The organism is Lysobacter sp. ISL-50 (assembly GCF_018612875.1).
Classification (GTDB): domain Bacteria; phylum Pseudomonadota; class Gammaproteobacteria; order Xanthomonadales; family Xanthomonadaceae; genus Lysobacter.
This window is the reverse complement of the sequence record NZ_JAGGRI010000006.1, coordinates 21,612-43,549: the sequence shown is the minus strand read 5'-3', so window position 1 is coordinate 43,549 and position 21,938 is coordinate 21,612. Positions and strand designations below refer to the sequence as shown.

Sequence of the window (21,938 nt, the reverse complement as noted above, 5' to 3'; positions counted from 1 at the left end):
GGGCCCGCCGAGGGTGTTACCGATCAGCTGCGTGATGGTTGAGGGTTGATGGTTGTTGGTGGTCTTGGGTAATCGTGGGTGGTCGCACAGGTTGTACGAGATCGTGGAGGTCGTAGATATTCGCGGATGGTCGTGGATGGTCGCGGGCGACATCCCTCCAGCCGTCATTCCCGCGAATGCGGGAATCCAGTGACTTTCGTGCGAGAACGTTTGAAGTCTCTGGATTCCCGCATTCGCGGGAATGACGGCTGGAGAGGCCCCGACGATCGGAAAGTTCATCGAAACATCAGAAACTGTACTTCACATGCGTCTGCAAGCGATTGAGTTCGCCCTTGTCGCCGGTTTCGATCTCGCGCTGGCCCCAGATGTATTCCGCGCCGATGTCGAGCTTCGGAATCGGGGTGTAGATCAGGTTGAGATGCGCCGACTGCGCCGACTTGGTGATGCCCAGGCCGGTCAACGCGGTCTTGTTGTCGTATTCGGCGCGCGAGTAGAACACGTTGCCGCGCAGCTTCGGGCTGAACACGTGACGCCAGCCGACGAAACCGGAGATCAGGTCGATGTTCTCCAGATCGCCCGCGCCGTCCAGCACCGCGTCGTTGTTCAGCGCCAGACCGACATAGCGGCCGATGCCGCTGCCGGTGGTGACCATGTAGCGCAGATCGTCGCGGGCGCCCAGGTTCCACTTGCCCGACAGGCTGATGCCGTAACCGGTGTTGGAATCGTTGGCGCGGCCGCTCTGATACTTGAGCTGGCGCGCCAGCGCGCCGACGCTGAAGTGGCCCCAGTCGCCCTTCGCGGTGTAGCGCGCGGTGACGTCGGGAACCGCGCCGTCGTCGCCGGCCACCTGCGCCATGTTGCCGCGGAACGGCGTGTAGACGGTTTCCGGATTTTCGACCGAGAACGACCACGGGCCGCTGGTGTAGCGCAACTGCGCCTGCCGCACGAACACCGTGCCTTCGGTGGGGCCGAGGAAGTCGACCGTATCCGGCAGCGCGTTGGCGTCCTGGAAGTTCGACCAGGTCTGGCCGGCCAGCCACTTGTTCCAGGTCACGTAGGCGTGGCGCACGGTGAGCGCGTAGGTGTTGGTGGCGATCTCGTTGCCGCTGAAGGCGGTGGTGCCGCCGCCGAACAGATCGAATTCCAGATAGCCCTTGAGCTTGTCGCCGCTTTCCAGATCGGTATCGGCGGCGAACCAGAAGCGCGAGAAGTTCGCGCCCATGTCGGTGTCGCTGCCGCCTTCGCGGGTGGCGCCGCCGCCGACCGGAATCGCCTTGGGCACGTAGAACAGCCGGCCGACCGAACCGTCGGCGATGTCGCCGTCGTTGGTGGAGGTCACCGACGCATCGAGCTTGATGAAGCCGCCGTAGCTGAAACGCGTGCCGGGATTGCCGGCGGTGCTGATGGTGGTGGCCTGGATCGGATTCTTCACCGGCGTCGCCGCGATCGCCGCCGGCGCGGCCGTCTGCGCGGCCTTCACCTCGGTGACCTGGGTCTGGACCTGCTGCTGTTGCGATGCCAGTTGCTGGACCAGGCGTTCGAGCTCGGCGACGCGCGCTTCGAGTTCTTTTTCTTTCGCGGTCTGTGCCGCGGCCAGTCCGGGCAGCATCAGCGCGACCAGCAGGGCGCAGGCCAGAGGCCGTCGCCGGATCGTCGCGCGCGGTGTGGCGCTGCGTGTGAGCACGCTAGAGAAAGTCATGATTTCCCTCCCAAGGAATGCCGCCCGAAAGGTGCGGCCGCGGCCAGCCTGCGCGCCGGCGGTGGCCGCCCACCATTCGCCATTGGTCGAAAACACACACCTGTCTGCGGGGTTTACGACGAAGGTCTAGGTCGGGAGCCGGGATTGGGGATGGGTGATTCGGGATTCGCAAAAGCCAAGAGCGAGTCCGGTTGTCGCGTCTTCGATACCGGATTCGGCGCTTCGACCAAGGTCTACATCGGCGGCTTGGCCGCGCTTGCTGCATTGCGGCACACTTGAGGGCCGAGCTTGGGGATTCGCGGTTCCCGCGTCGGCGCGGCATCATCGGCGCCTGATTTTCGAATCCCGAATCCCCAGTCCCGAATCCCGCCCCTAGCAGGAGCCCTCCATGAGCCACCCCGCCAGCGTTTATCCCATCGATGAGGCGTTCGCCGCCAAGTCCCGGTATAAGCGCGAAGACTACGAGCGCCAGTACGCCGAATCGATCGACGATCCGGAAGGCTTCTGGGGCCGCGTGGCCCAGCGGCTGGACTGGTTCAAGCCGCCGGGCAAGATCCAGAACGTCAGCTACGACCTCGACGATTTCCGCATCAAGTGGTACGAGGACGGCGAGCTCAACGCCAGCGTCAACTGCCTGGATCGCCATCTGGCCACGCGCGGCGACAAGACCGCGCTGCTGTTCGAGCACGACGATCCGAACCTGCCGGCCGAGCCGATCAGCTACCGCGAGCTGCACGCGCGTGTCTGCCGGCTGGCCAATGCGCTGCGCAACCTGGGCGTCAAGAAGGGCGACCGCATCACCATCTACCTGCCGATGATTCCCGAGGCGGTGGTGGCGATGCTGGCCTGCGCGCGCGTGGGCGCGATCCATTCGGTGGTGTTCGGCGGCTTCGCCCCGAACTCGATCGCCGACCGCATCGCCGACTGCGCCAGCAAGCTGGTGATCACCTCCGACGAAGGCCTGCGCGGCGGCAAGAAGATTCCGCTCAAGGCCAATGTCGATGCGGCGCTGAAACTGCCGGGCACCAACTCGGTCGAAACCGTGCTGGTGGTGCGCCACACCGGCGCCGCGGTCGATATGCAGATGCCACGCGACCGCTGGTACGACGCGGTGGTCGCCGGCCAGCCCGACACCTGCGAGCCCGAGCGCATGAACGCGGAAGACCCGCTGTTCATCCTCTACACCTCCGGCAGCACCGGCAAGCCCAAGGGCGTGCTGCACACCACCGGCGGTTACCTCGCCTACGCCGCGTTCACCCACGAGGCCGTGTTCGACCTGCGCGAAGACGACGTCTACTGGTGCACCGCCGACGTGGGCTGGGTCACCGGCCACAGCTACATCGTCTACGGCCCGCTGGCCAACGGCGCGACCGCGCTGGTGTTCGAAGGCGTGCCCAACTATCCGGACGTGTCGCGCTTCTGGAACGTGATCGACAAGCACAAGGTCACGATCTTCTACACCGCGCCGACCGCGATCCGCGCGCTGATGCGCGACGGCGACGAGCCGGTCAAGAAGACTTCGCGTTCTTCGCTGCGCCTGCTCGGCACGGTCGGCGAGCCGATCAATCCCGAGGCCTGGCGCTGGTATTACGAAGTGGTGGGCGATTCGCGCTGCCCGATCGTGGACACCTGGTGGCAGACCGAGACCGGCGGCATCCTGATCACGCCGCTGGCCGGCGCGATCGACCTCAAGCCCGGCTCGGCGACCAAGCCCTTCTTCGGCGTGCGGCCGGCGCTGGTGGACGCCAACGGCGGCGTGCTCGAAGGCGAGGCCGAGGGCAATCTGGTGCTGACCGGCTCGTGGCCGGGGCAGATGCGCACGGTCTATGGCGACCATCAGCGTTTCATCGAAACCTATTTCAAGACGTATCCCGGCAACTACTTCACCGGCGACGGCTGCCGTCGCGACGCCGACGGTTATTACTGGATCACCGGCCGCGTCGACGACGTCATCAATGTCAGCGGCCACCGCATCGGCACGGCCGAGGTGGAGAGCGCGCTGGTCTCGCACCCGAAGGTCGCCGAAGCGGCGGTGGTGGGTTTCCCGCACGACCTCAAGGGCCAGGGTATTTACGCCTACGTCACCCTGATCGCCGGTCAGGCGCCGAGCGACGAACTGCGCAAGGAGCTGGTGGCGTGGGTGCGCAAGGAAATCGGCCCGATCGCCACGCCCGATCATCTGCAGTGGGCGCCGGGTCTGCCGAAGACGCGCTCGGGCAAGATCATGCGCCGCATCCTGCGCAAGATCGCCGAGAACGCGCCGGATCAGCTGGGCGATACCAGCACCTTGGCCGATCCGTCGGTGGTGGAGAGTCTGGTGAATGAGCGGTTGGGGAAGTGATGGGCGGTTGAGTTGAGCTAAAAGCAAATCCCCCCTGGCCCCCCTTTTTCAAAGGGGGGAACCCGTTAGGTGGGGCTGCCTGGCGTGGCGTTGCGTCTGATCGCGGCAGGTAGAGCCAATCGCTGCCGACACTACTGCTGTTGCTGTTCCCCCCTTTGAAAAAGGGGGGCAGGGGGGATTCGCTCTTAACGCCGAACCCGCCGAGAAACCACCCCAAAGATCACCTCCATCACCGCAGCCGTCTCATTGAGCGCCTGCAGATTGTCGAACCGCAGCACCTCCAGCCCCAGCGCATTCAGCGCCGCGGTGCGCACCGCATCCGCCGCAAGCCCTTCCGCGCCGAGATGCTGCGAGCCATCCACCTCGACCACCAGCCCCGCCGCCGGCGCATAAAAATCCACGATGTACCCCAGCAGCGGCTTCTGCCGATAAAACCGCACCCCGCACACCTGCCCGCGCCGCAGCAGGTGCCAAAGCCGCTGCTCGGCCCGGCTCATCGCGCCGCGCAACCGCCGCGATGGATTTTTGAGACGTCGTTCATACGGCTGCATACCCGCATTTCACCCGCCTTCACCCATCGTCCAATAGCGGGCGACCCGCCGAACGGGCATAAGATTTCTCTGAAACACGGAAAAATCCGCCATGCACGTCGTCCGCGGCAATGCTCCACCGACCAGGCCCGCCCCCATGCCGACTTTGCTGATCGCCGACGACCACCCGCTGTTCCGCGAAGCCTTGCGCGGCGCGGTGGCGCGGGTGCTGCCCGATGCGGTGCTGCGCGAGGCCGACAGCGTTGATGCGCTGTACGTGCTGGTGGAGGCCGAATCCGACGCCGATCTGCTCCTGCTCGACCTCAACATGCCCGGCGCGCAAGGCTTCAGCGCGCTGGTGCATCTGCGCGCGCTGCATCCGCAACTGCCCATCGTGGTGGTGTCCGCGCGCGAGGAACCGGCGACCATGCGCCGCGCGCTCGATCACGGCGCGGTCGGCTTCATCCCCAAGTCCGCCGACGCGGTCAATCTGGGCGAGGCGCTGACCCGCGTACTCGACGGCGATCGCTGGGCGCCCGCCGCCGCGCTCGCCGCCCCGGCCGCTAACGCGGAAGAACACGACGCCGCGCAGCGCTTGCGCGACCTCACCCCGCAGCAGTTCCGGGTCCTGCAGATGCTCGGCGCGGGCTTGCTCAATAAGCAGATCGGTTACGAACTCGGCGTGTCCGAGGCGACGGTGAAGGCGCATGTGACCGCGATCCTGCGCAAGCTCGGCGCCAACAACCGCACCCAGGCGGTGCTGATCGCCGGACGTTTGGCGCTGGACCCGGGGGCGATCGTGCCGCCGCCGGAAGAAGCGGATTGATCGCCGCCGCATAAGCGCCTGCAAGCCAGCGCTGCTTCAACCCGCAATACCGGCGATTGCCGCCGCGCGCTCGCCGGCCCAGACTGGAGCCATCGCGCCGCCAGCCCCACACCGGATATCGCTCAGCGCTCGCCGCCCTCGTCGCGACGCCCGAACCCCAACTCCCGCATCGCCGCCGCATACGCGCGATCGATCTGCATGATCCGCCGCTGCGCCTGATTGCGCACATCCGCGCTCAGATGGGCGACGCGCTCGGGCAGGTGCTCGGCACGTTTGGCCTGATGGGCGGCGTCGATGGTGCCGCGATCCGCGTCTTCGGCCACGTCCAACACTTCGTGCCAAGGTGGATCGGCTTCGAACAACGGTGGACCGGGCGGTGCGTCGCCGCGATTGCGCAACAGCGGCCATATCACCGCGACCAGCCAGTAACCGAGCGCCGCGCCGCCGAGGATGACGATGAATTCGGTCGTGGTCATCGCAGCAACTCCAGTCGTTGTTTCGCGGCGATCAGGCGGGCATCGCCGTCGTGGAAATCCAGGGCCATCGCCAGCCGCCCGTCGATGGCGTCGGCGATGCCGCTGCGTTCGGCGCCGGTGAGCAGGCGCCGCGCCGCGTCGACGGCGTTGCCGTGCAGGCCGCGCCGCGCGCACAGGCGACGCACGACGTTGATCGCATGCGGCGGACAGCACAGCAGTTCGAAGCCCAGCGACAGCGCCTGTTTGCCGCTGAGTTCCAGCACCCGCCGATAGCGCCAGATGTGCAGGCCGATCTTGAGCACGTTGAGATAGATCAGCAGTGCCAGGCCGAGCATGACCGTCGGGCTCGCCGAACGCCACAACAACAGCGGCAGCCAGATCAACAGCAGGCTCCACAGCGTCCAGCACGCAGGGCGAAAGGTATCCAGCGCGGCGAGGTAGTGGTCGAAGCCGGCCCAATGCTCGCCCCGCGCCCTTGCCGGATCGGCCAGCCAGCCGCTGCGGAACAGCGGCGATGCCGGTTGCAGCGGATCGGGCAGATAGGGATAACGCCCGCCGATCTGGCTGGACGAGCCGGCCGAAGCCTGCCAGCGGCGACCGTGGCGCACTACGACGATTTCGTCGTAGTGCAGCAACATCATCGAGTCCTGCAGATAGAACCCGATCACGCCCAATACCAGCAGCAGCTCCAGCGGCGGCAGCGTCATTCCCGGTCGGCGTCTTTCTTGCGGCCGAACAGCTTGGCGATCACGCCGCCTGCGGCGGCCAGGCCGACCAACACCAGCTTCCAGGCCTTGAGCAGGAAGATGCCGATCGCGGCGAAGAAGCCCTTCTTGGTCGCCACCGCGGCGGCGCCGCCGGTGATCAGCGCGGCCAGTCCGAACTCGGCGACATGATCGCCGGGCTTGAACTCGCTGTACTTCTCGCCGTCGTTGAAGGTGTAGCCCGGCACCAGTTGCTTGAACTGGCCGATGGCCTGATTCAGGCCGGCCTGATCGGCGACTAGGATCACCTCGGTCACGCCGTGGCGGCCGAGCAGGCGGGTGTTGTAGTTGACGATCTTGTCGGCCGAGCCCGAGGTCGAGGCCAGCACCGCCCATTCCAGGTTGTGCGTGCTCTTGTCGTACTGCGGCTTGAAGCTCCAGCCTTCGATCTTCATCGTCTCCCAGCCGCGCTTGCGCCGTTCGACGTTGCCTTCCTCGGTGCCTTCGCGGATCGAATCGAGGATGCCGTCCGGGTCCAGCGATTCTTCGTCCTTCACGTAGCCGATGTCGTTGTAGTGGAAGAACGAAAACCATTTCAGGTCTTTCGGCGCCAGCGTGTATTCGTCGGTGCCGGTCGGCGGGTTGTGCAGCAGTTCGTTGAGCTTGCGGGTGCCGGCGGCGTCGAGGAAGGCGTAGCCGTCGGGCACCTTGATGCTCGCCTTTTCGGCGATCGAGCCCTGGGTGGGGCCGACCTTCCAGGCCAGATTGGCCACGGCATCGGCGCCGGAATCCTGCGCGGCGGCCGGCGCGGCGGCGGCGACCAGCGCGAGCGCGGTCAGAACGGATAGCAGGCGCTTCCGCATGAGTGATCCCCTGTTCGATTCAATACGTCTGTGATGAGACGCTGACGAGCGTTCCCCACGCTCGGCCCGCTATCGCGTCCTTGGATAGGTGCGGGCGGTGCAAGCTTAGTGTGTTCCCGGTCACGCAAGCAACGATGGCCGGGGTTTGCCATGGCAATGAGCGTGCGCCGGTTCGCGCATCGCGGTAAGCCGGCGCCGGCTTGATTGGTATCCGAGCATCGGGACCGGGACTCGCTCGCGCCTTGCGCCTGCCGGTGGTCCGGTCACGCCGTGGCGTCGCGCCGATGTCGGCCGGCGCCAGGACCGCACAAAACACGATCGATCCGCGAACCGGTCAGGCCTGCACCGGCCGACGCTGCGCGGCGAGGAAGGCGCGCAACGAGGCCGGCTTGATCGGCTTGGTCAGCACCCGGCAGCCGCGTTCGCGCGCGGCGAGCTTGAGCGCGTCGCTGCCGTCGCCGGTCAGCAGCGCGGCCGGCAGTGCGATGCCCAGGCGTTCGCGCAGGGCGTCGATGATCGCCAGGCCGTCGAGGCGGTCGTGCAGGTGGTAATCGACCAAGGCCACGTCCGGACGCTGATCGAGCAACGCCAGCGCGTCATCGACCGTCGCCGCCAACAGCGCGCTCGCGCCCCATCGGTCCAGCAGCGCGCGCATGCCGTCGAGAATCTCGCGATCGTTGTCGATGCACAGCACGCGCAGCCCGGCCAGCGAATCGGTGAGGGTGGCGTTGACCGGCTCGGCCGCGACTTCGCGCGGCGGCTCGCCGCACGGCACCGCGATCGAGAACACGCTGCCGTGGCCGATGCGCGAACGCACGCGCAGCGGATGATCGAGCGTGCGCGCGATGCGCTGGCAGATCGACAGGCCCAGGCCGAGGCCGCGCTCGCCGCCGATGCCGGGTTGGTCGAAGCGGCGGAACTCGTCGAAGATCTGTTCCAGGTGATGCTCGGGAATGCCCGGGCCGGTGTCCCAGACCTGCAGTTCGATGCGCTGCAGGCCCGGCCGCGCGCGCGCGGCCAGCAGCACGCCGCCCTCGCGGGTGTAGCGCAGCGCGTTGGCGAGAAAGTTCTGCAGGGCGCGGCGCAGCAGGCGCCGGTCGCTGCGCACCGGCATGGTGTTGAGCGGCGCGCGCACGCGCAGTTGCAGGCCGCGGCCGGCGGCGCTGGGGGCGTATTGCGCGGCCAGTTCGCGCAGCAGCTCGCCGGCGTCCAGGTCGGCCAGTTCCGGCCGCAGCGCGCCGGCGTCGAGGCGCGAGATGTCGAGCAGACCGTCGAGCAAGTCCTCGGCCGCGCGCAGCGAGGCGTCCACGCGTTCGGCCAGGCGCCGTTGCTCCTGCGCGTCGTCGCTTTCGCGCAGCGCGGTGGTGAACAGGCGCGCGGCGTTGAGCGGTTGCAGCACGTCGTGGCTGACCGCGGCGAGGAAGCGGGTCTTCGATTGCTGCGCCGATTCGGCTTCCTGCGTGCGTTGTTCGACTCGCTGCTCCAGGGTCTCGTTGGCTTCGCGCAAGGCCTGTTCGGCGCGCTTGTAGTCGGTGACGTCGCTGTAGCTGGTGACGTAGCCGCCGCCGAGCAGCGGCCGGCCGACCAGTTCGATCACCTGGCCGTTGCTGCGCACGCGTTCGAACACGTGCGGCGCGCCGGCGCGCAGATGGGCGATGCGGCGGCGCACGAGTTCGTTGATGGTGTCTTCGTCGAGCGGGCCGGGGCCCATCTCGCCGCGTTCGGCGTTCCAGCGCAGCAGATCGCTGACCGGGCGGCCGACGTAAAGCATGCCGTCGGGATAGTCGAACAGTTCCTGATAGCGGCGATTCCACGCGACCAGGCGCATTTCCGGATCGACCACGCTGACGCCCTGGCTGATGTTCTCCAGCGTGGTCGACAGCACCTGGCGGTTGAAGCGCAGTTCCTGATTGGCCTCGTCGAGCAGCGCCACCACTTCGCCCAGCTCCATGCCCGAACCGCGCAGCGCGCTGGTCAGGGTCAGGCGCGCGGAGGCCGCGCCGATCGCGGCGGCCAGCAATCGCTCGGTGAACTGCGCCAGCGCGCGATCGGCCGGTTGCTCGGGCTGCCATTCGCGGCCCTGCTGATGGGCGTAGTCCTCGAACGCGCGCCGCGCGTGACGCTCGCCGACGATGCGTTCGGCCAGCGCCAGCAACTCGCCGCTGCGCACCGCGCCGGCCCAGCCGCCCGGGCCGAGCGCGGGACGGCGCACGTAGGGATCGAGGAACGGCGCGGCCAGCAGTTGTTCCTGCAGGCGCGGGCGCTGCCGCACCGAGATGAACAAGAACGCGCCGACATTGAACAGCAGCGACCAGAACGTGCCGTGCGTCAGCGCGTCCCAACCGACCAGGCCGAACAACTGCTCCGGCCGCAGCCACAGGATGCCGAGCGGGCCGCTGCTGAGCCAGCCCTCGTCCAGCCAGCCGATCCGCGTCAGCGCGGGCAGCAGCAGGGTGTAGATCCACACCACGGTGCCGGCGAACAGGCCCGACACCGCGCCGGCGCGACTGGCGCCGCGCCAGTACAGCCCGCCGATCAGCGCCGGCGCGAACTGCGCGACCGCGGCGAACGCGAGCAGGCCGTGCTGGGCCAGGCCGTTCGCGCCGATCGAGGCGCGGTGATAGGCATAGGCCATCAGCGCCAGCAGCACGATGGTGATGCGGCGCACCCACAACACTTGCCGGTCGATGCCGGTGCTTTCGTGCGGCGCGCCTTCGTGCAGCACGCCGCTGCGCAGCAGCAGCGGCATGACCAGATCGTTGCTGACCATCGTCGACAGCGCGACCGAAGACACGATGACCATGCCGGTCGCGGCGGAGAAGCCGCCGATGTAGACCATCAGCGCCAGCGCCTGCTGATCGAACTGCAGTGGCAGCGCCAGCACATAGGTGTCCGGCGACACGCCGCTGCCGCCGAGCACGGCCTGGCCGGTCAGCGTGATCGGCACCACCAGCAGGCTGATCAGCACCAGATAACCGCCGAACAGCCAGCGCGCCGAGCGCAGGTCGTTGGGGTCCTGGCATTCGACCACGGCGACGTGGAACTGGCGCGGCAGGCAGATGATCGCGGTGAAGGCGAGCAGGGTCTGGGTGACGAAACCGGCCGGCAGGCCGGGTTGCATGACTACGCGCGCGGCCTGTTCGACGCGCTGCGCGTAGTTGCCCAGGCCAGGCAGATGGATCAGCGCGAACACGCCGATGGCGATGAAGGCGATCAGCTTGACCAGCGATTCCAGCGCCACCGCCAACACCATGCCGTGGTGGTGTTCGGTCGCATCGACCCGGCGCGTGCCGAACAGGATCGCGAACACCGCTAGCATCATCGCCACGTAGAAGGCCGGATCGGCGAGCAGGCCGGCGTCGGACGGCACCCCCGCCAGCACCTGCACGCTCATCGCCACCGCTTTGAACTGCAGGGCGACGTAGGGCACCGCCGCGGTCAGCGCGACCGCCGCGACCAGCGCCGCCAATCCCGGCGCGCGGCCGTAGCGCGAGGACAGGAAGTCGGCGATGGAGACGATGCGGTGCTCGCCGGAGATCAGCACCAGCCGCTCCAGGATGCGCCAGCCGAACAGCAGCATCAGCAGCGGGCCGAGGTAAATCGGCAGGAACCCCAGCCCGGTGCGCGCGGCGGTGCCGACCGCGCCGTAGAAGGTCCACGACGAGCAGTACACCGCCAGCGCCAGCGAATACACCGCGGTACGCAGCCAGCGCGCGCGCGGCGTGCGTTCGCGCTGATCGCCGTAGTAGGCGACCGCGAACAGCAGGCCGACGTAGCCGGCCGATACCAGCAGCAGGATCCAGCCGGGAATCAAGGGCGTTTCAGGCTCGGGTGGGAGGTCGGTCGAGTGTAAGGCCTGGGGTTGGGCGCGGGGCCGCGGCGGGGGTTCGACCTTCGGGTAGGTGGGCGGATGGCGGGTGGAACGGGCGGTGGTCGGGGCGGCCGTAACCGGGTGGGTGCGGCTCGGGGCTGGCAATGGCGGCCAGTGCGTCGTCGCGGGTTCGATCCACGCCGAAGCGGCCCGGCGTATCCGCGCCGCATCGCGAGCGAGATGGACGATTCGGTTTGCGACGAACGCGCATCCGTGTCTTACCTCGCTATTTCATCGGCGATCACGGAATCGACGTGCGCGTCCGATCGGCAGTACTGGAAAATTTCGCGAAGACGAGATCGGGGATTCGCATCGTTTTCGATGTCGCCGATCTTGCGCATGCCGCCAATGGAAACGCTCTTCGCGATGGCGAAAAAAGCCAACGCGCGCTAGTAACGAAGCGACGCGATTCACCCCGCAGCGCAGCGCTCAGGCTGAACTGGCCCCACCTTCGGCACGATTCAGCTGAGCCGGCGGTCAAGCTTCCAGTCATCGATGCGGCGTAATCCACTGCGATCACGGTTTCGGTCGCGCTCATTTGCCAGTGTCGCCGCGCACGGCAGCCGTCGCTGCCGGTGCGCAATCCAACCTCTCTCATCGGCGCATGCAACCGCCATGCACGTTCGTCGCCGCGTTCGCGGTGCGCGCCCGTGCGCTTGCCCGTTTCGATTGCGACCGCGCCGCCATCGTTCCAGGAGGAACACCGTATGAAGTATGGACAGTGCAAGCAGTTCGCCCCGGCCCTGCTGTTGGGCGCCTTGTGTCTGGCGTTGCCGGCGCTCGCCGCCGCGCAGACCGAACCGGCTGCGCCGGTGCCGTTGAAGATCGCCGAGCAGCGGAGCATCGACCTGCAACTGGGCGCACAGCCCGGCCGCGTCGGCCGTGCCGGCAACGACGCCGGCACCAAGCCGGTGGAGATCCGCACGCCGGACGCGTCCTTCATCAAGGTGCACTTCGATCGCTTCTCGCTGCCCGCCGGCGTGAGCCTGGAAGTGTCCAGTCCCGATGGCCGCGAGGTGTATCGCTACAGCGCGCAGCAGTTGGGGCCGCACACCGTCGCCGCCGATCTGGGCCAGGACGGCAAGACCAGTTTCTCCGCGATGTCGATCAGCGGTCCGGTCGCGGTGCTGCGCCTGGTCGGTACCGCACGCGAACCGTGGCGCGCCGATCACGGCGTGAAGGTGTCGCGTTATCTGGAAGGTTATCCCGAGGACATGCTGCCGGAGTTGCAGAACGAAGGTCTGCTCGGCACGCAGGTCGGCGGTAAATCGATCTGCGGCACCGACAACAAGCGGGCCGCGGCCTGTTATGTCACCAGCGACACGCAGGCCTTCAACGGCTCCAGGCCGGTCGCGCGCGCGGTCATGAGCGGCGGCAGCCTGTGCACGGCGTGGCGGGTGAGTTCGAGCAACCGCATGTTCACCAACAACCACTGCATCAGCACCGCCGCGGGCGTGGCCGGCGCGGAGTTCTGGTTCAACTACCAGCGCAGCACCTGCACCGGCGCGCAGGCGACGGTGACCAAGGTCGCGGGCGATCAGATGCTCAAGACCAACACCACGCTCGACTACACGCTGTTCACGGTGAAGAACTTCGCGAACATCTCCAGCTTCGGCTCGCTGGGCCTGGATGTGCGCGCGGCGACCGCCAACGAAGGCATCTTCATCGCCGGCCATCCGGGCGGACGCATGAAGGAACTGAGCGTCGCCGACACCCAGAACAGCGGCGGCAAATGCCGCGTCGACGCGCCGAGCGTCACCGGCAACGCGCCCAACAGCGACGTGGGTTATTACTGCGACACCGAGGGTGGCAGCTCGGGCTCGCCGGTGATCGCGCGTTCCACCGGCAAGGCGATCGCCTTGCACCACTTCGGCGGCTGCTTCAATTCCGGCGCGAAGATTTCGCTGATCTGGCCGCAGGTTTCGACGTATTTCGGGGGTGTGATTCCCTGAGGGCTGATTGGTTCGGCAGTGCGAAGAAACCCGCCTTCGGGCGGGTTTCTTCTTGGGGAGGCAGCGCAAGACAAGCGGCCGTTGCCGTTGCTGTTGCTGTTCCCCCCTTTGAAAAAGGGGGCAGGGGGGATTTGCCTTTGCTCCTCCCTACAACCACAAGCCAAAGCAAATCCCCCGCGCCATCAGCGACGGTCCAGACATCCCACTGTCGCCGGGCGTCCGCCCCCTTTTTCAAAGGGGGCAACGGTGGCGCGCTTGTTCGCAGTGTCCGTTCGCAACGTCGGTGCAATTGGTCGCGGCATATCAACCGTGCCACAAAATCTTGGCCAAAAAAAACCCGCCGAGTAGGCGGGTTTCTTCTGAAGGCGCTGAATCCCCGCTTTCGCGGGGATGACGTCTTGGCAAAGCCGTTCGCGCCAGGCGCGAACGGGCCAAGACGTCACTTGATCTTGCCTTCCTTATAAATCACGTGCTTGCGAACGACGGGGTCATACTTCTTGACCTCCATCTTCGCCGGGGTGTTCTTCTTGTTCTTGTCGGTCGTGTAGAAGTGACCGGTGTTCGCCGTCGAGATCAGGCGGATCTTGTCGCGCTTGGAAGCCATGGTTCGATCCTCCTCAGATCTTTTCGCCGCGTGCGCGGAGTTCGGCGAGGACGGAATCGATACCGTTCTTATCGATGGTGCGCAGGGCATGGGCGGAAACGCGCAGCTTCACCCAACGGTTCTCACTGGCGACCCAGAAGCGGCGCTCGTGCAGGTTGGGGAGGAAACGGCGGCGGGTCTTGTTCATGGCATGCGAGACGTTGTTGCCAGTCGTCGTTCGCTTGCCCGTTACTTGGCATACGCGGGACATTACGCACCTCGAAAGGAGTCTTGCTTCCCTTGGCCAGGGAGGCGGCGGCCCCGGCACCGCTTCTTTCGAAGGCGGGCACCGCGCGATACAGGTAAGGATTCTCGCCGTACGTGGCGGCCCGGAATCGCGCTTCCGAGGGCCGCCCGGTGATGCCCCTAAGGACAGCCGGACACAGCGAGCCGCGCATTATGCCGGCAAATCCAAGTCGGAACAAGCACTTGCCGGCCACGATCTCGGCAGCCGGCCGGAAAGCCGCGATATTCTCCCGAACCGGGCCGCGAGCCTCTTATCCCGTCCTATCCCAGCCGAGGAGATCCGCATGATCCGTCGCACAGCATCCTGCGATTGCGGCCAATTGAGCCTGACCTGCGAAGGCGATCCGGTGCGGATCTCGGTCTGCCATTGCCTGTGCTGCCGGCGCCGCACCGGCAGTGCGTTCGGCTGGCAGGCGCGGTTCCCGCGCGAGGCGGTAACGATCGAGGGCGAGTCGCGCGATTACGTGCGACAAGGCGACAGCGGCAGTTCGGCCCGCTTCGGCTTCTGTCCGAACTGCGGCTCGACCGTCTACTGGCGCGCCGAAGGGCTGGAGGCGTTCGTCACGGTCGCGGTCGGCGCCTTCGCCGAGCCGGACTTCCCGCCGCCGTGGGTGTCGGTCTACGACGACCGGCGCTCGGGCTGGGTCCGGATGCCGGAAGGCTGCGAGATTCTCGCCTGATCCGAGCGCCCGGCCCGCGCCTCAGTGGCTGGCGCGGTCGCGGCGCCAGCCGCGGTGCTTGATGTCCAGGTACAGGCTGTAGGCGGCGGTGAAGGCCGGAAACAGGTTCTGGATGACGCCCACCGAGTCCTGCTTCTGCGAGAACACGAAGTAGCTCAGCGTCATCACGCTGCCGACCAGGCTCATGTACCAGAACGCGCGCGGGATCACCGGCTTGCCGTGGCGCTTGCTGGCGATGAACTGCACCAGCCAGCGGCCGCCGAACATCAGTGCGCCGATCAGGCCGATCAGCTTCCACGGCGACATGTGCAGGCCGGTCCAGGCCAGCCACGCGATCGGCGAATTCATGAAGTCCATGGCGGCGACCTCAGCGTTCGACGATCTGGGTGAGCTTGCCGCGACGGATCAGCCACGCCACCCCGCGCAGGTCGCTGATGCCGACCAGGGCGCGGTTGAGGTTGTTGTACTTGGACACGCCGGTGCTGCGCTGGCGGTGGTTGACCGGCACGCTCAGGGTCTTCCAGCCGGCGCGCTGCATCAGCGCCGGCAGGTAGCGGTGCATGTGGTCGAAGTAGGGCAGTTCCATGAACGCGGCGCGCTCGAACAGCTTGATGCCGCAGCCGGTGTCGGGGGTGTCGTCGCGCAGCATGCGGCTGCGGATCGCGTTGGCCCACTTCGACGCCCAGCGCTTGCTGCCCGAGTCCTGGCGGTTGACTCGCCAGCCGGCGAACAGCTTGACCTCGGGGCCGGATTCGGCGCGCTTGGCCAGCAGCTTGGGGATGTCGGCCGGATCGTTCTGGCCGTCGCCGTCCAGGGTCGCGATCCAGGCGCCGCGCGCGGCCTTGACGCCGTTGCGCACCGCCGTGCTCTGCCCGCTCTGGCTGACGTGGTGCAGCACGCGCAGTTCCGGCACGCCGGCTTTCAGGGCTTCCAGCGCGGCCAGGGTGCCGTCGCGCGAGTGGTCGTCGATGTAGACGATCTCGAAATCGGCCACGCCGCGCAGGGCGGTGACGATTTCCTCGACCAAGGGGGCGACGTTGTCCTGTTCGTTGAATACCGGGACCACGACGGACAACTGGGGGGTTTGCGTCATGAATGAAGCTCGCGAGTAATACGGGTAGTTGCGCCCGGGGCCGTGTCGGCGCGGGGTGATGAACGCGGCGGCGGGGCCGGGCCGGGTCGCATCGAGGCGAGCCCGTCCTGGGGCGACAGCGGATTACAAAGTGTTAAAGCGTGCCCAGACGACCCACGTCGCAGAGCTGCAAAAAACACGCGCAGCTTAAGCTTCTGATGTGCCTGAGTGCACGGCCCGAAGGCGGGTTCGGAATGCCGGACCATGAATGAGCCGATGTCGGCGGGATGTCGGCGCGGGGTCGAGCGCTGATCGCGCCGCCCGCCCGCGGCGAACGGCCGGGCGGAGAACATCGGCGAATTATCGATTTTCTCGCCGCTATGCGGCCAAAACGTCAGGCATTGTCGCCGAAATAGCTCCGGCACCATTCCACCACGCGCGGCAATCCGGCCTCGATCGTCGTCGCCGGCTCGAAACCGAACGCGGCCTGAGCGCGCGAGGTGTCGGCCATGGTCTCGACCATGTCGCCGGGCTGCATCGGCTTGTAGACCTTCTGCGCCGGCCGGCCGGCGGCGTCGGCGATGACCTGGATGAAGCGCTCCAGTTCGACCGGGGTGTGATTGCCCAGGTTGAACACGCGGTGCGGCGGCTCGGACTGCGGCGGATGGTCGAGCGCGCCGATCACCCCGGCGACGATGTCGTCGATGTAGGTGAAGTCGCGGCGCATCTTGCCGTGGTTGAACACGTCGATCGGCCGGCCCGCCAGCACCGCGCGCGAGAACAGCAGCGGCGCCATGTCCGGCCGGCCCCAGGGCCCGTAGACGGTGAAGAAGCGCAGGCCGGTGGCGCGCAAGCCGTACAGATGCGCGTAGGTGTGCGCCATCAGTTCGTTCGCGGCCTTGGTCGCCGCGTACAGCGAGCGCGGCTGGTCGATGCGCTGGTCTTCCGAGAACGGCGGCGTGGCCGAATCGCCGTACACCGAGGACGAACTGGCATACGCCAGATGCTGCACGCCGCGATGGCGGCACAGTTCCAGCAGATTGACGAAGCCGACCAGGTTGCTGTCCACGTAGGCATGCGGATTGGTCAGCGAATAACGCACGCCGGCCTGCGCGGCCAGATGGACCACGCGCTCGAAGGCGAACTCGTCGAACAACGCGGCCAGGCCGTCGCGATCGCCCAGGTCCAGCGCGCGGATCTCCACGTCCGCGCACAGCGCGGCGACGCGATCGCGCTTGATCCGCGGATCGTAGTAATCGTTGTAGTTGTCCAGGCCGACGACCGCGCGGCCTTGCGCGCGCAGGACGCGGCAGACGTTGGCGCCGATGAAGCCGGCTGCGCCGGTGACTAGGATGGTCATTCGAAGTGGAGTCGGCCGATGAGGCGCAAAGTGTCGCCTAATTCGTGTTCCGGTTTCGCGTCGATGCGCACGCGGAACATCCGCCCGCTGCCCGCGGCGTGCAAGGAAAACACGCCGGCCTCGGCCGCGCGCGCGCTTCCGGGCGGCGGCCGCCCGGCGCGCGCTGCGGCCGCGGGTTTACTGCACCGCCACCTGCTTGGCCAGGGCGAAGCCCTCGTTGAGCTGCTCGGCGGTGGCCGCGTCGATCCACACGTAGACCTTGACCTTGCTCCTGGGCTTTTCGCCCGGCAGGTTGACCAGGGTTTCGCGCGAGTACGGACGCAGGTTGTTGACGGTCTGCTTGGTGAACCACTGGACCTGTTGGCTGCCCACGGTGCCCTTCTCGGCGCGGGCTTTCTTGGCCGGCTTGAAGGTGCGGGTGCCCAGGTAGACGCCGAAGCCGGTGCCCGTGCCCAGGCTGTTGGGCAGTTCGAGGTAGCAGATCGTGTAGTTGGCGCCTTGGCGCTGATTCCACTTCAACTCGGGATTCTTCAGTTCCGGGCACGACCCGGTCTGCGCCCAAGCCATAACCGGTGCCAGCATCAATGCGGCGGCGGCCATCCATTTCATGTGTATCTCCTTCTCGGTGGTGTGGTTCGTAGTGCGGCGACGACGCTTCGACCCGGCCGGGAAGGCCCGGCAGGCGTGTTCAGCGAAAGCGAATGCACGAGTTTAGTGGATTACCCCAATCCCGCCGGCGCGAATCGTCACAGGACGGTCGTTTTCCGGCCCGCCTGGCGGCGGTGCGCCCAGGCTAGTGCCTGGCAGTCGAGTCTGTGCTCTGGAGTGCTTGGGTGGGAGAGGGCGGGGCACTGAGCGGAAAGCATCGGGGCTGAAGCCCCTCCCACAAAAGACCTCGGGCCTGCACGCAAGCCTTGAGGCCGAAGCGGGGCCGCGAAACATCCGGCCGGAGCGCTCGTCAGGATTGTTGTGGGAGGGGCTTCAGCCCCGACGCCCTGGCCTCAGGCGTCGACCTTGCCGCGCAGCTTCTCCAGCACCCCGTCCAGCGAATCCAGGTCGGTGTAGTGGATCACCAGCCGGCCCTTGCCGCCGCGGCCGTGCAGGACGTTGACCTTGGTGTTGAGCGATTCCGACAGCTCGCGTTCGAGCGTGACGATGTCGGCTTGCGGCTTGGCCTTGACCGGCTTGGCCTTGCCCGCCACCGGGATCTTGCCGGCGGCCAGCTGCTGCACGCGGTGTTCGACGTCGCGCACCGACCAGCCCAGCTCGGCGGCCTGGCGCGCCAGCGCGATCGCCGCTTGCGGCTGCAGGGTCAGCAGGGCGCGGGCGTGACCCATTTCCAGGGCGCGGGTCTCGACCAGGACGCGGATCTCGCCGGGCAGTTCCAGCAGGCGCAGCAGGTTGGACACCGCCGCGCGCGAACGGCCGACCGCTTCCGCGGCCTGGGCGTGGGTGAGGTCGAATTCGTCGATCAGCCGCTGCAGCGCGGTGGCTTCTTCCAGCGGGTTGAGGTCTTCGCGCTGGATGTTCTCGATCAGCGCCATCGCGACCACGGTGCGGTCATCGACTTCGCGGATGACCACCGGGATGTCCGCCAGCCCGGCCAGGCGCGAGGCGCGCCAGCGGCGTTCGCCGGCGATGATTTCGTAAGTCTTGCCGCCCTTTTCGCCGATCTCGCGGACCACGATGGGCTGGATCACGCCCTGGGCCTTGATCGATTCGGCCAGCTCGGCCAGCTTGGCTTCGTCCCAGTGCTTGCGCGGCTGGTACTTGCCGGCGCTCAGCGAATCGACCGGCAAGTTGCGCAGCATGTCGCCGGGCTGGGCTTCGACCAGGGTCGGCGCCTCGGCGGCGGCTTTCGGGCCGAGCAGGGCTTCCAGGCCGCGGCCCAGGCCGCGCTTCTTGGCGGGGTTGCTCATGCGGGGGTCTCCGCGCCGGCGGCGGTCTTGGCGGCTTTGGCGGCCTGTTCGCGTTCGCGCTGGCGGCGCAGCACTTCGCCGGCCAGGCCCAGGTAGGCGATGCCGCCGCGGCTGGTCTTGTCGTAGCCGACGATGCTCTGGCCGTAGCTGGGCGCTTCGGCCAGGCGCACGTTGCGCGGCACGATGGTGCGGAACACGCGGTCGCCGAAGTGGGTGGTCAGGTCGGCCGACACGGCATTGGCGAGGTTGTTGCGCACGTCGAACATGGTGCGCAAGACGCCTTCGATTTCCAGTGAAGGATTCAGATTGGCCTTGAGCGCCTCGATGGTATCGACCAGCGCGCTCAGGCCTTCCAGGGCGTAGTACTCGCACTGCATCGGCACGATGATCGAATCGGCCGCGGTCAGCGCGTTCAAGGTCAACAGCGACAGCGCCGGCGGGCAGTCGATCAGGATGTAGTCGTAATTGCCGCGCAGCGGCGCCAGCGCGCGCTTGAGCCGCTGCTCGCGCGCGTCCTGGTTCATCAGGCTGATTTCGGCCGCGGTCAGGTCGATGTTGGCCGGCAGCAGGTCGAAGTCTTCCGGCGCGCGCACGATGGTCGCGGCGGCGTCGGCTTCGCCGAGCAGGACGTCGCAGACCGTGTCTTCCAGCTGGCGCTTATCCACGCCGCTGCCCATCGTGGCGTTGCCTTGCGGGTCCAGATCGACCAGCAGCACCCGCTTGGGCGTGCGGGCGAGCGCGGCGGCCAAGTTGACCGCGGTGGTGGTCTTGCCGACCCCGCCTTTTTGATTGGCGACGGCGATGATGCGGGCCATGCGGCTCGTCCCCTGCTTGTTGCGGAGTGAATTGAGTAACGACGGCGTCCGGCGCCAGGCGCCGACCGGACTGGGGATTATGCCCGCGCCGGCTGCCTCGCGCTTGACGCGGGCTCGCGGCCGGTTCGGCGGGCGCCGCCGCGCCGCGAGACAGACGGTTGCGCGGCCCGGCGTATGGTCGCAGACCCGTCGCAGGCGCGGCTCAGCCTTCGCCCTGGCGGCCGATCACGACCATATGACGTTCGGCGGCCAGCCCGGGCACGGTCATCGGCTCGACCGCGCGGACTTCCCAGCCTTGCGGCAGCGCGGCGATTTCCTCGTCCGGGCGCTGGCCCTTCATCGCCAGCAGCACGCCGCCGGGCTTGAGCAGGTGGCCGCCGAGTTCGAGGATCAGCGGCAAGGTGGCCAAGGCGCGCGCGGTGATCGCGTCGTAGGCGCCGGGCTCGGCGAAGGCTTCGATCCGCGATTCGGCCACGCGCGCGTCCTTCAGGCCGAGCTGGCGCAGCGCCTCGCGCATGAAGCGGGCTTTCTTGCCAGCGCTTTCGACCAGGGTCACGCGCAGGCCGGGCTTGACGATCGCCAGCGGAATTCCCGGCAGGCCGGCGCCGGTGCCCAGGTCGGCCAGGGCGCCGCCGCGCGCGGCCAGCGCATCGACGTAGCGGTGCATGGCCAGCGAATCGAGCAGGTGCTTGCCGACCATGTCCTGCGGATCGCGCACCGCGGTGAGGTTGTAGGTGCGGTTCCAGCGCGCGAGCAGGGCCAGGTAGTCCAGCAGCGGCGCGGACAGGGCGGGGTCGAGTGCGAGCGCGGACAGGCCGGCTTCGAGCTCGGCGCGCAGCCCGGGCGGGAGGGAGACGGGGGTATTCATCGCGGCGATTATCGCCGATGGCGCGGGCGGCTGGAGTTGGGTCGTGGCGTGGGTCGGGGCTGAAGCTCCCTCCACGGAGATTCCGAGCGCACGCAGGCTCTCCGGCAGCGTCTTCCATGTTCGCGGCGCAATTGCCGATGTATTTTGTGGGAGGGAGCTTCAGCCCCGACCCGAACCCCACCTGCGACGAAACCGCGACCGGCCCATCAACCCCAAGGCCGCCACGCCAACGCGCCCAGATACCCTGGCGCCGGCTCGATCTCGCACAACCGCCATTGCTGCGGCAGCCCGAGCCCCGGATCGCATTCGACCAGCACCAGGCCCCGGTCGCGTTCCTCGAAACGCAGCTTGTCCAGGCCGTACGACAGCCCGTGCCCGTGCGCCTTCAACACCGCTTCCTTCGCGCACCACAGGCGCAGGAAGGCGAGGTCGCGATCGCCGTGCGCGGCCAGCCACCGCGCTTCGGGCGCGGTGAAGTAACGCTGGGCGATCTCGACCGCGCGCGGCCGCCGGTGCAGCCGCTCCAGGTCCACGCCGACCTGGGCGCGATGCGCCAGCGCGACCAGCAGGTGTTCGCCGCTGTGGCTCCAGTTGCAGTCGTAGTCCTGGTGCGGCGGGTCCAGGTGCGGGCGCTGGCGGTCGTCGCGCGACAGCGTCAGCCCGGCATCGTCCAGTTGCCCCGCCAGCCAACCGCGCGCCTGCGGTTCGGCCGGCGCGCCGTGCGGGTGCGGCAGCCAGATCCAGCGCGGCGTCGCGTCGCCGGCGGACGAGGGTGAACGAGCGGACAGGGACATGAACGAGGGCGGCTTGGCGGGTGGCGGCCCAGTCAGCGTAAGCTAAACGCTTGGGGACCGGGTTCGTTCGAGGTGCGCACGCGGGGGCGTGACACCGTTCCTGAAGTGGAGCTGGGCGGCCGCGACGGCCGTCAGCCTGCGATCAGGCGCAGCCGGGCAAGTTGCAGGCAATGAAAGCGGCCGCGGCCGCGGGAAATCATATTGATGTCAGCGGTTATCGATCCGAGCCAGGTTCCGCTCAGCCAGGGTCTCGCGCACGCCGTCCAGTGGTTCGATCTG

Annotated in this window: 20 protein-coding genes; 4 read left to right on the top strand and 16 right to left on the bottom strand. The window is 67.6% G+C overall.

Features of this window, described 5'->3' with window-relative positions; all coding sequences use genetic code 11:
* Window positions 1–286: 286 nt before the first annotated feature.
* A complete protein-coding gene (locus J7J50_RS04370; protein ID WP_215058451.1) occupies window positions 287–1,699 on the bottom strand; it encodes a DcaP family trimeric outer membrane transporter in 1,413 nt (470 codons plus the stop codon).
* Window positions 1,700–2,087: 388 nt separating this feature from the next.
* Here J7J50_RS04370 and acs point away from each other — a divergent pair, with 388 nt between their 5' ends.
* Window positions 2,088–4,040, top strand: a complete 1,953-nt coding sequence (acs, locus tag J7J50_RS04365) for an acetate--CoA ligase (protein WP_215058450.1) — start codon at window positions 2,088–2,090, stop codon at window positions 4,038–4,040.
* A gap of 185 nt (window positions 4,041–4,225) precedes the next feature.
* Here the strand turns inward: acs and J7J50_RS04360 are convergent, their stop codons facing one another.
* Window positions 4,226–4,591: an endonuclease domain-containing protein gene (locus tag J7J50_RS04360; RefSeq protein WP_215058449.1), complete on the bottom strand. Its 366-nt coding sequence runs from the start codon at window positions 4,589–4,591 to the stop codon at window positions 4,226–4,228.
* Window positions 4,592–4,727: 136 nt separating this feature from the next.
* Between J7J50_RS04360 and J7J50_RS04355 the strand changes: the two genes are divergently transcribed.
* Complete coding sequence (locus tag J7J50_RS04355; protein WP_215058448.1) at window positions 4,728–5,396, top strand: response regulator transcription factor; 669 nt, start codon at window positions 4,728–4,730, stop codon at window positions 5,394–5,396.
* Window positions 5,397–5,518: 122 nt separating this feature from the next.
* Here J7J50_RS04355 and J7J50_RS04350 read toward each other — a convergent pair whose 3' ends face one another.
* From J7J50_RS04350 to J7J50_RS04335, 4 genes are all read right to left on the bottom strand, one after another.
* A complete protein-coding gene (locus tag J7J50_RS04350) occupies window positions 5,519–5,872 on the bottom strand; it encodes a DUF3634 family protein (RefSeq protein WP_215058447.1) in 354 nt (117 codons plus the stop codon).
* The gene (locus tag J7J50_RS04345; RefSeq protein WP_215058446.1) at window positions 5,869–6,579 is read right to left on the bottom strand and encodes a hypothetical protein; all 711 of its coding nucleotides are present in this window, start codon (window positions 6,577–6,579) and stop codon (window positions 5,869–5,871) included. Before J7J50_RS04345 ends, J7J50_RS04350 begins: the two co-directional genes overlap by 4 nt.
* Window positions 6,576–7,439, bottom strand: coding sequence for a DUF2167 domain-containing protein (locus tag J7J50_RS04340; protein ID WP_215058445.1), 864 nt, complete (start codon window positions 7,437–7,439; stop codon window positions 6,576–6,578). Before J7J50_RS04340 ends, J7J50_RS04345 begins: the two co-directional genes overlap by 4 nt.
* A gap of 334 nt (window positions 7,440–7,773) precedes the next feature.
* Window positions 7,774–11,253 (bottom strand): PAS domain-containing hybrid sensor histidine kinase/response regulator, encoded by a 3,480-nt coding sequence (locus J7J50_RS04335; RefSeq protein ID WP_215058444.1) that lies wholly within the window; start codon window positions 11,251–11,253, stop codon window positions 7,774–7,776.
* A 764-nt stretch (window positions 11,254–12,017) separates the two neighbouring features.
* Between J7J50_RS04335 and J7J50_RS04330 the strand changes: the two genes are divergently transcribed.
* On the top strand, window positions 12,018–13,262 hold the full coding sequence (locus J7J50_RS04330) for a serine protease (protein WP_215058443.1): 1,245 nt from the start codon (window positions 12,018–12,020) through the stop codon (window positions 13,260–13,262).
* A gap of 439 nt (window positions 13,263–13,701) precedes the next feature.
* Here J7J50_RS04330 and rpmG read toward each other — a convergent pair whose 3' ends face one another.
* On the bottom strand, window positions 13,702–13,866 hold the full coding sequence (rpmG, locus tag J7J50_RS04325) for a 50S ribosomal protein L33 (RefSeq protein ID WP_031370656.1): 165 nt from the start codon (window positions 13,864–13,866) through the stop codon (window positions 13,702–13,704).
* Window positions 13,867–13,879: 13 nt separating this feature from the next.
* The gene (rpmB, locus tag J7J50_RS04320; protein ID WP_057916198.1) at window positions 13,880–14,116 is read right to left on the bottom strand and encodes a 50S ribosomal protein L28; all 237 of its coding nucleotides are present in this window, start codon (window positions 14,114–14,116) and stop codon (window positions 13,880–13,882) included.
* A 319-nt stretch (window positions 14,117–14,435) separates the two neighbouring features.
* Between rpmB and J7J50_RS04315 the strand changes: the two genes are divergently transcribed.
* Complete coding sequence (locus J7J50_RS04315) at window positions 14,436–14,831, top strand: GFA family protein (protein WP_215058442.1); 396 nt, start codon at window positions 14,436–14,438, stop codon at window positions 14,829–14,831.
* A 21-nt stretch (window positions 14,832–14,852) separates the two neighbouring features.
* Here the strand turns inward: J7J50_RS04315 and J7J50_RS04310 are convergent, their stop codons facing one another.
* The 8 genes from J7J50_RS04310 to J7J50_RS04275 all read right to left on the bottom strand — a co-directional run bounded on the left by J7J50_RS04310 (window position 14,853) and on the right by J7J50_RS04275 (window position 21,659).
* Window positions 14,853–15,188 (bottom strand): lipid-A-disaccharide synthase N-terminal domain-containing protein, encoded by a 336-nt coding sequence (locus J7J50_RS04310; protein WP_215058441.1) that lies wholly within the window; start codon window positions 15,186–15,188, stop codon window positions 14,853–14,855.
* A 10-nt stretch (window positions 15,189–15,198) separates the two neighbouring features.
* A complete protein-coding gene (locus tag J7J50_RS04305) occupies window positions 15,199–15,924 on the bottom strand; it encodes a glycosyltransferase family 2 protein (RefSeq protein ID WP_215058440.1) in 726 nt (241 codons plus the stop codon).
* A gap of 373 nt (window positions 15,925–16,297) precedes the next feature.
* Window positions 16,298–17,263 (bottom strand): NAD-dependent epimerase/dehydratase family protein, encoded by a 966-nt coding sequence (locus J7J50_RS04300; protein WP_215058439.1) that lies wholly within the window; start codon window positions 17,261–17,263, stop codon window positions 16,298–16,300.
* A 177-nt stretch (window positions 17,264–17,440) separates the two neighbouring features.
* The gene (locus J7J50_RS04295) at window positions 17,441–17,872 is read right to left on the bottom strand and encodes a hypothetical protein (RefSeq protein WP_215058438.1); all 432 of its coding nucleotides are present in this window, start codon (window positions 17,870–17,872) and stop codon (window positions 17,441–17,443) included.
* A gap of 392 nt (window positions 17,873–18,264) precedes the next feature.
* Window positions 18,265–19,182: a ParB/RepB/Spo0J family partition protein gene (locus J7J50_RS04290; RefSeq protein WP_215058437.1), complete on the bottom strand. Its 918-nt coding sequence runs from the start codon at window positions 19,180–19,182 to the stop codon at window positions 18,265–18,267.
* Window positions 19,179–19,997: an AAA family ATPase gene (locus J7J50_RS04285; protein ID WP_215058436.1), complete on the bottom strand. Its 819-nt coding sequence runs from the start codon at window positions 19,995–19,997 to the stop codon at window positions 19,179–19,181. The genes J7J50_RS04290 and J7J50_RS04285 overlap by 4 nt, the downstream gene beginning before the upstream one ends.
* 202 nt (window positions 19,998–20,199) lie before the next feature.
* Complete coding sequence (gene rsmG / locus J7J50_RS04280) at window positions 20,200–20,865, bottom strand: 16S rRNA (guanine(527)-N(7))-methyltransferase RsmG (RefSeq protein WP_215058435.1); 666 nt, start codon at window positions 20,863–20,865, stop codon at window positions 20,200–20,202.
* 206 nt (window positions 20,866–21,071) lie between these two features.
* A complete protein-coding gene (locus tag J7J50_RS04275; RefSeq protein WP_215058434.1) occupies window positions 21,072–21,659 on the bottom strand; it encodes a 4'-phosphopantetheinyl transferase superfamily protein in 588 nt (195 codons plus the stop codon).
* Between the last annotated feature and the right edge of the window lie 279 nt (window positions 21,660–21,938).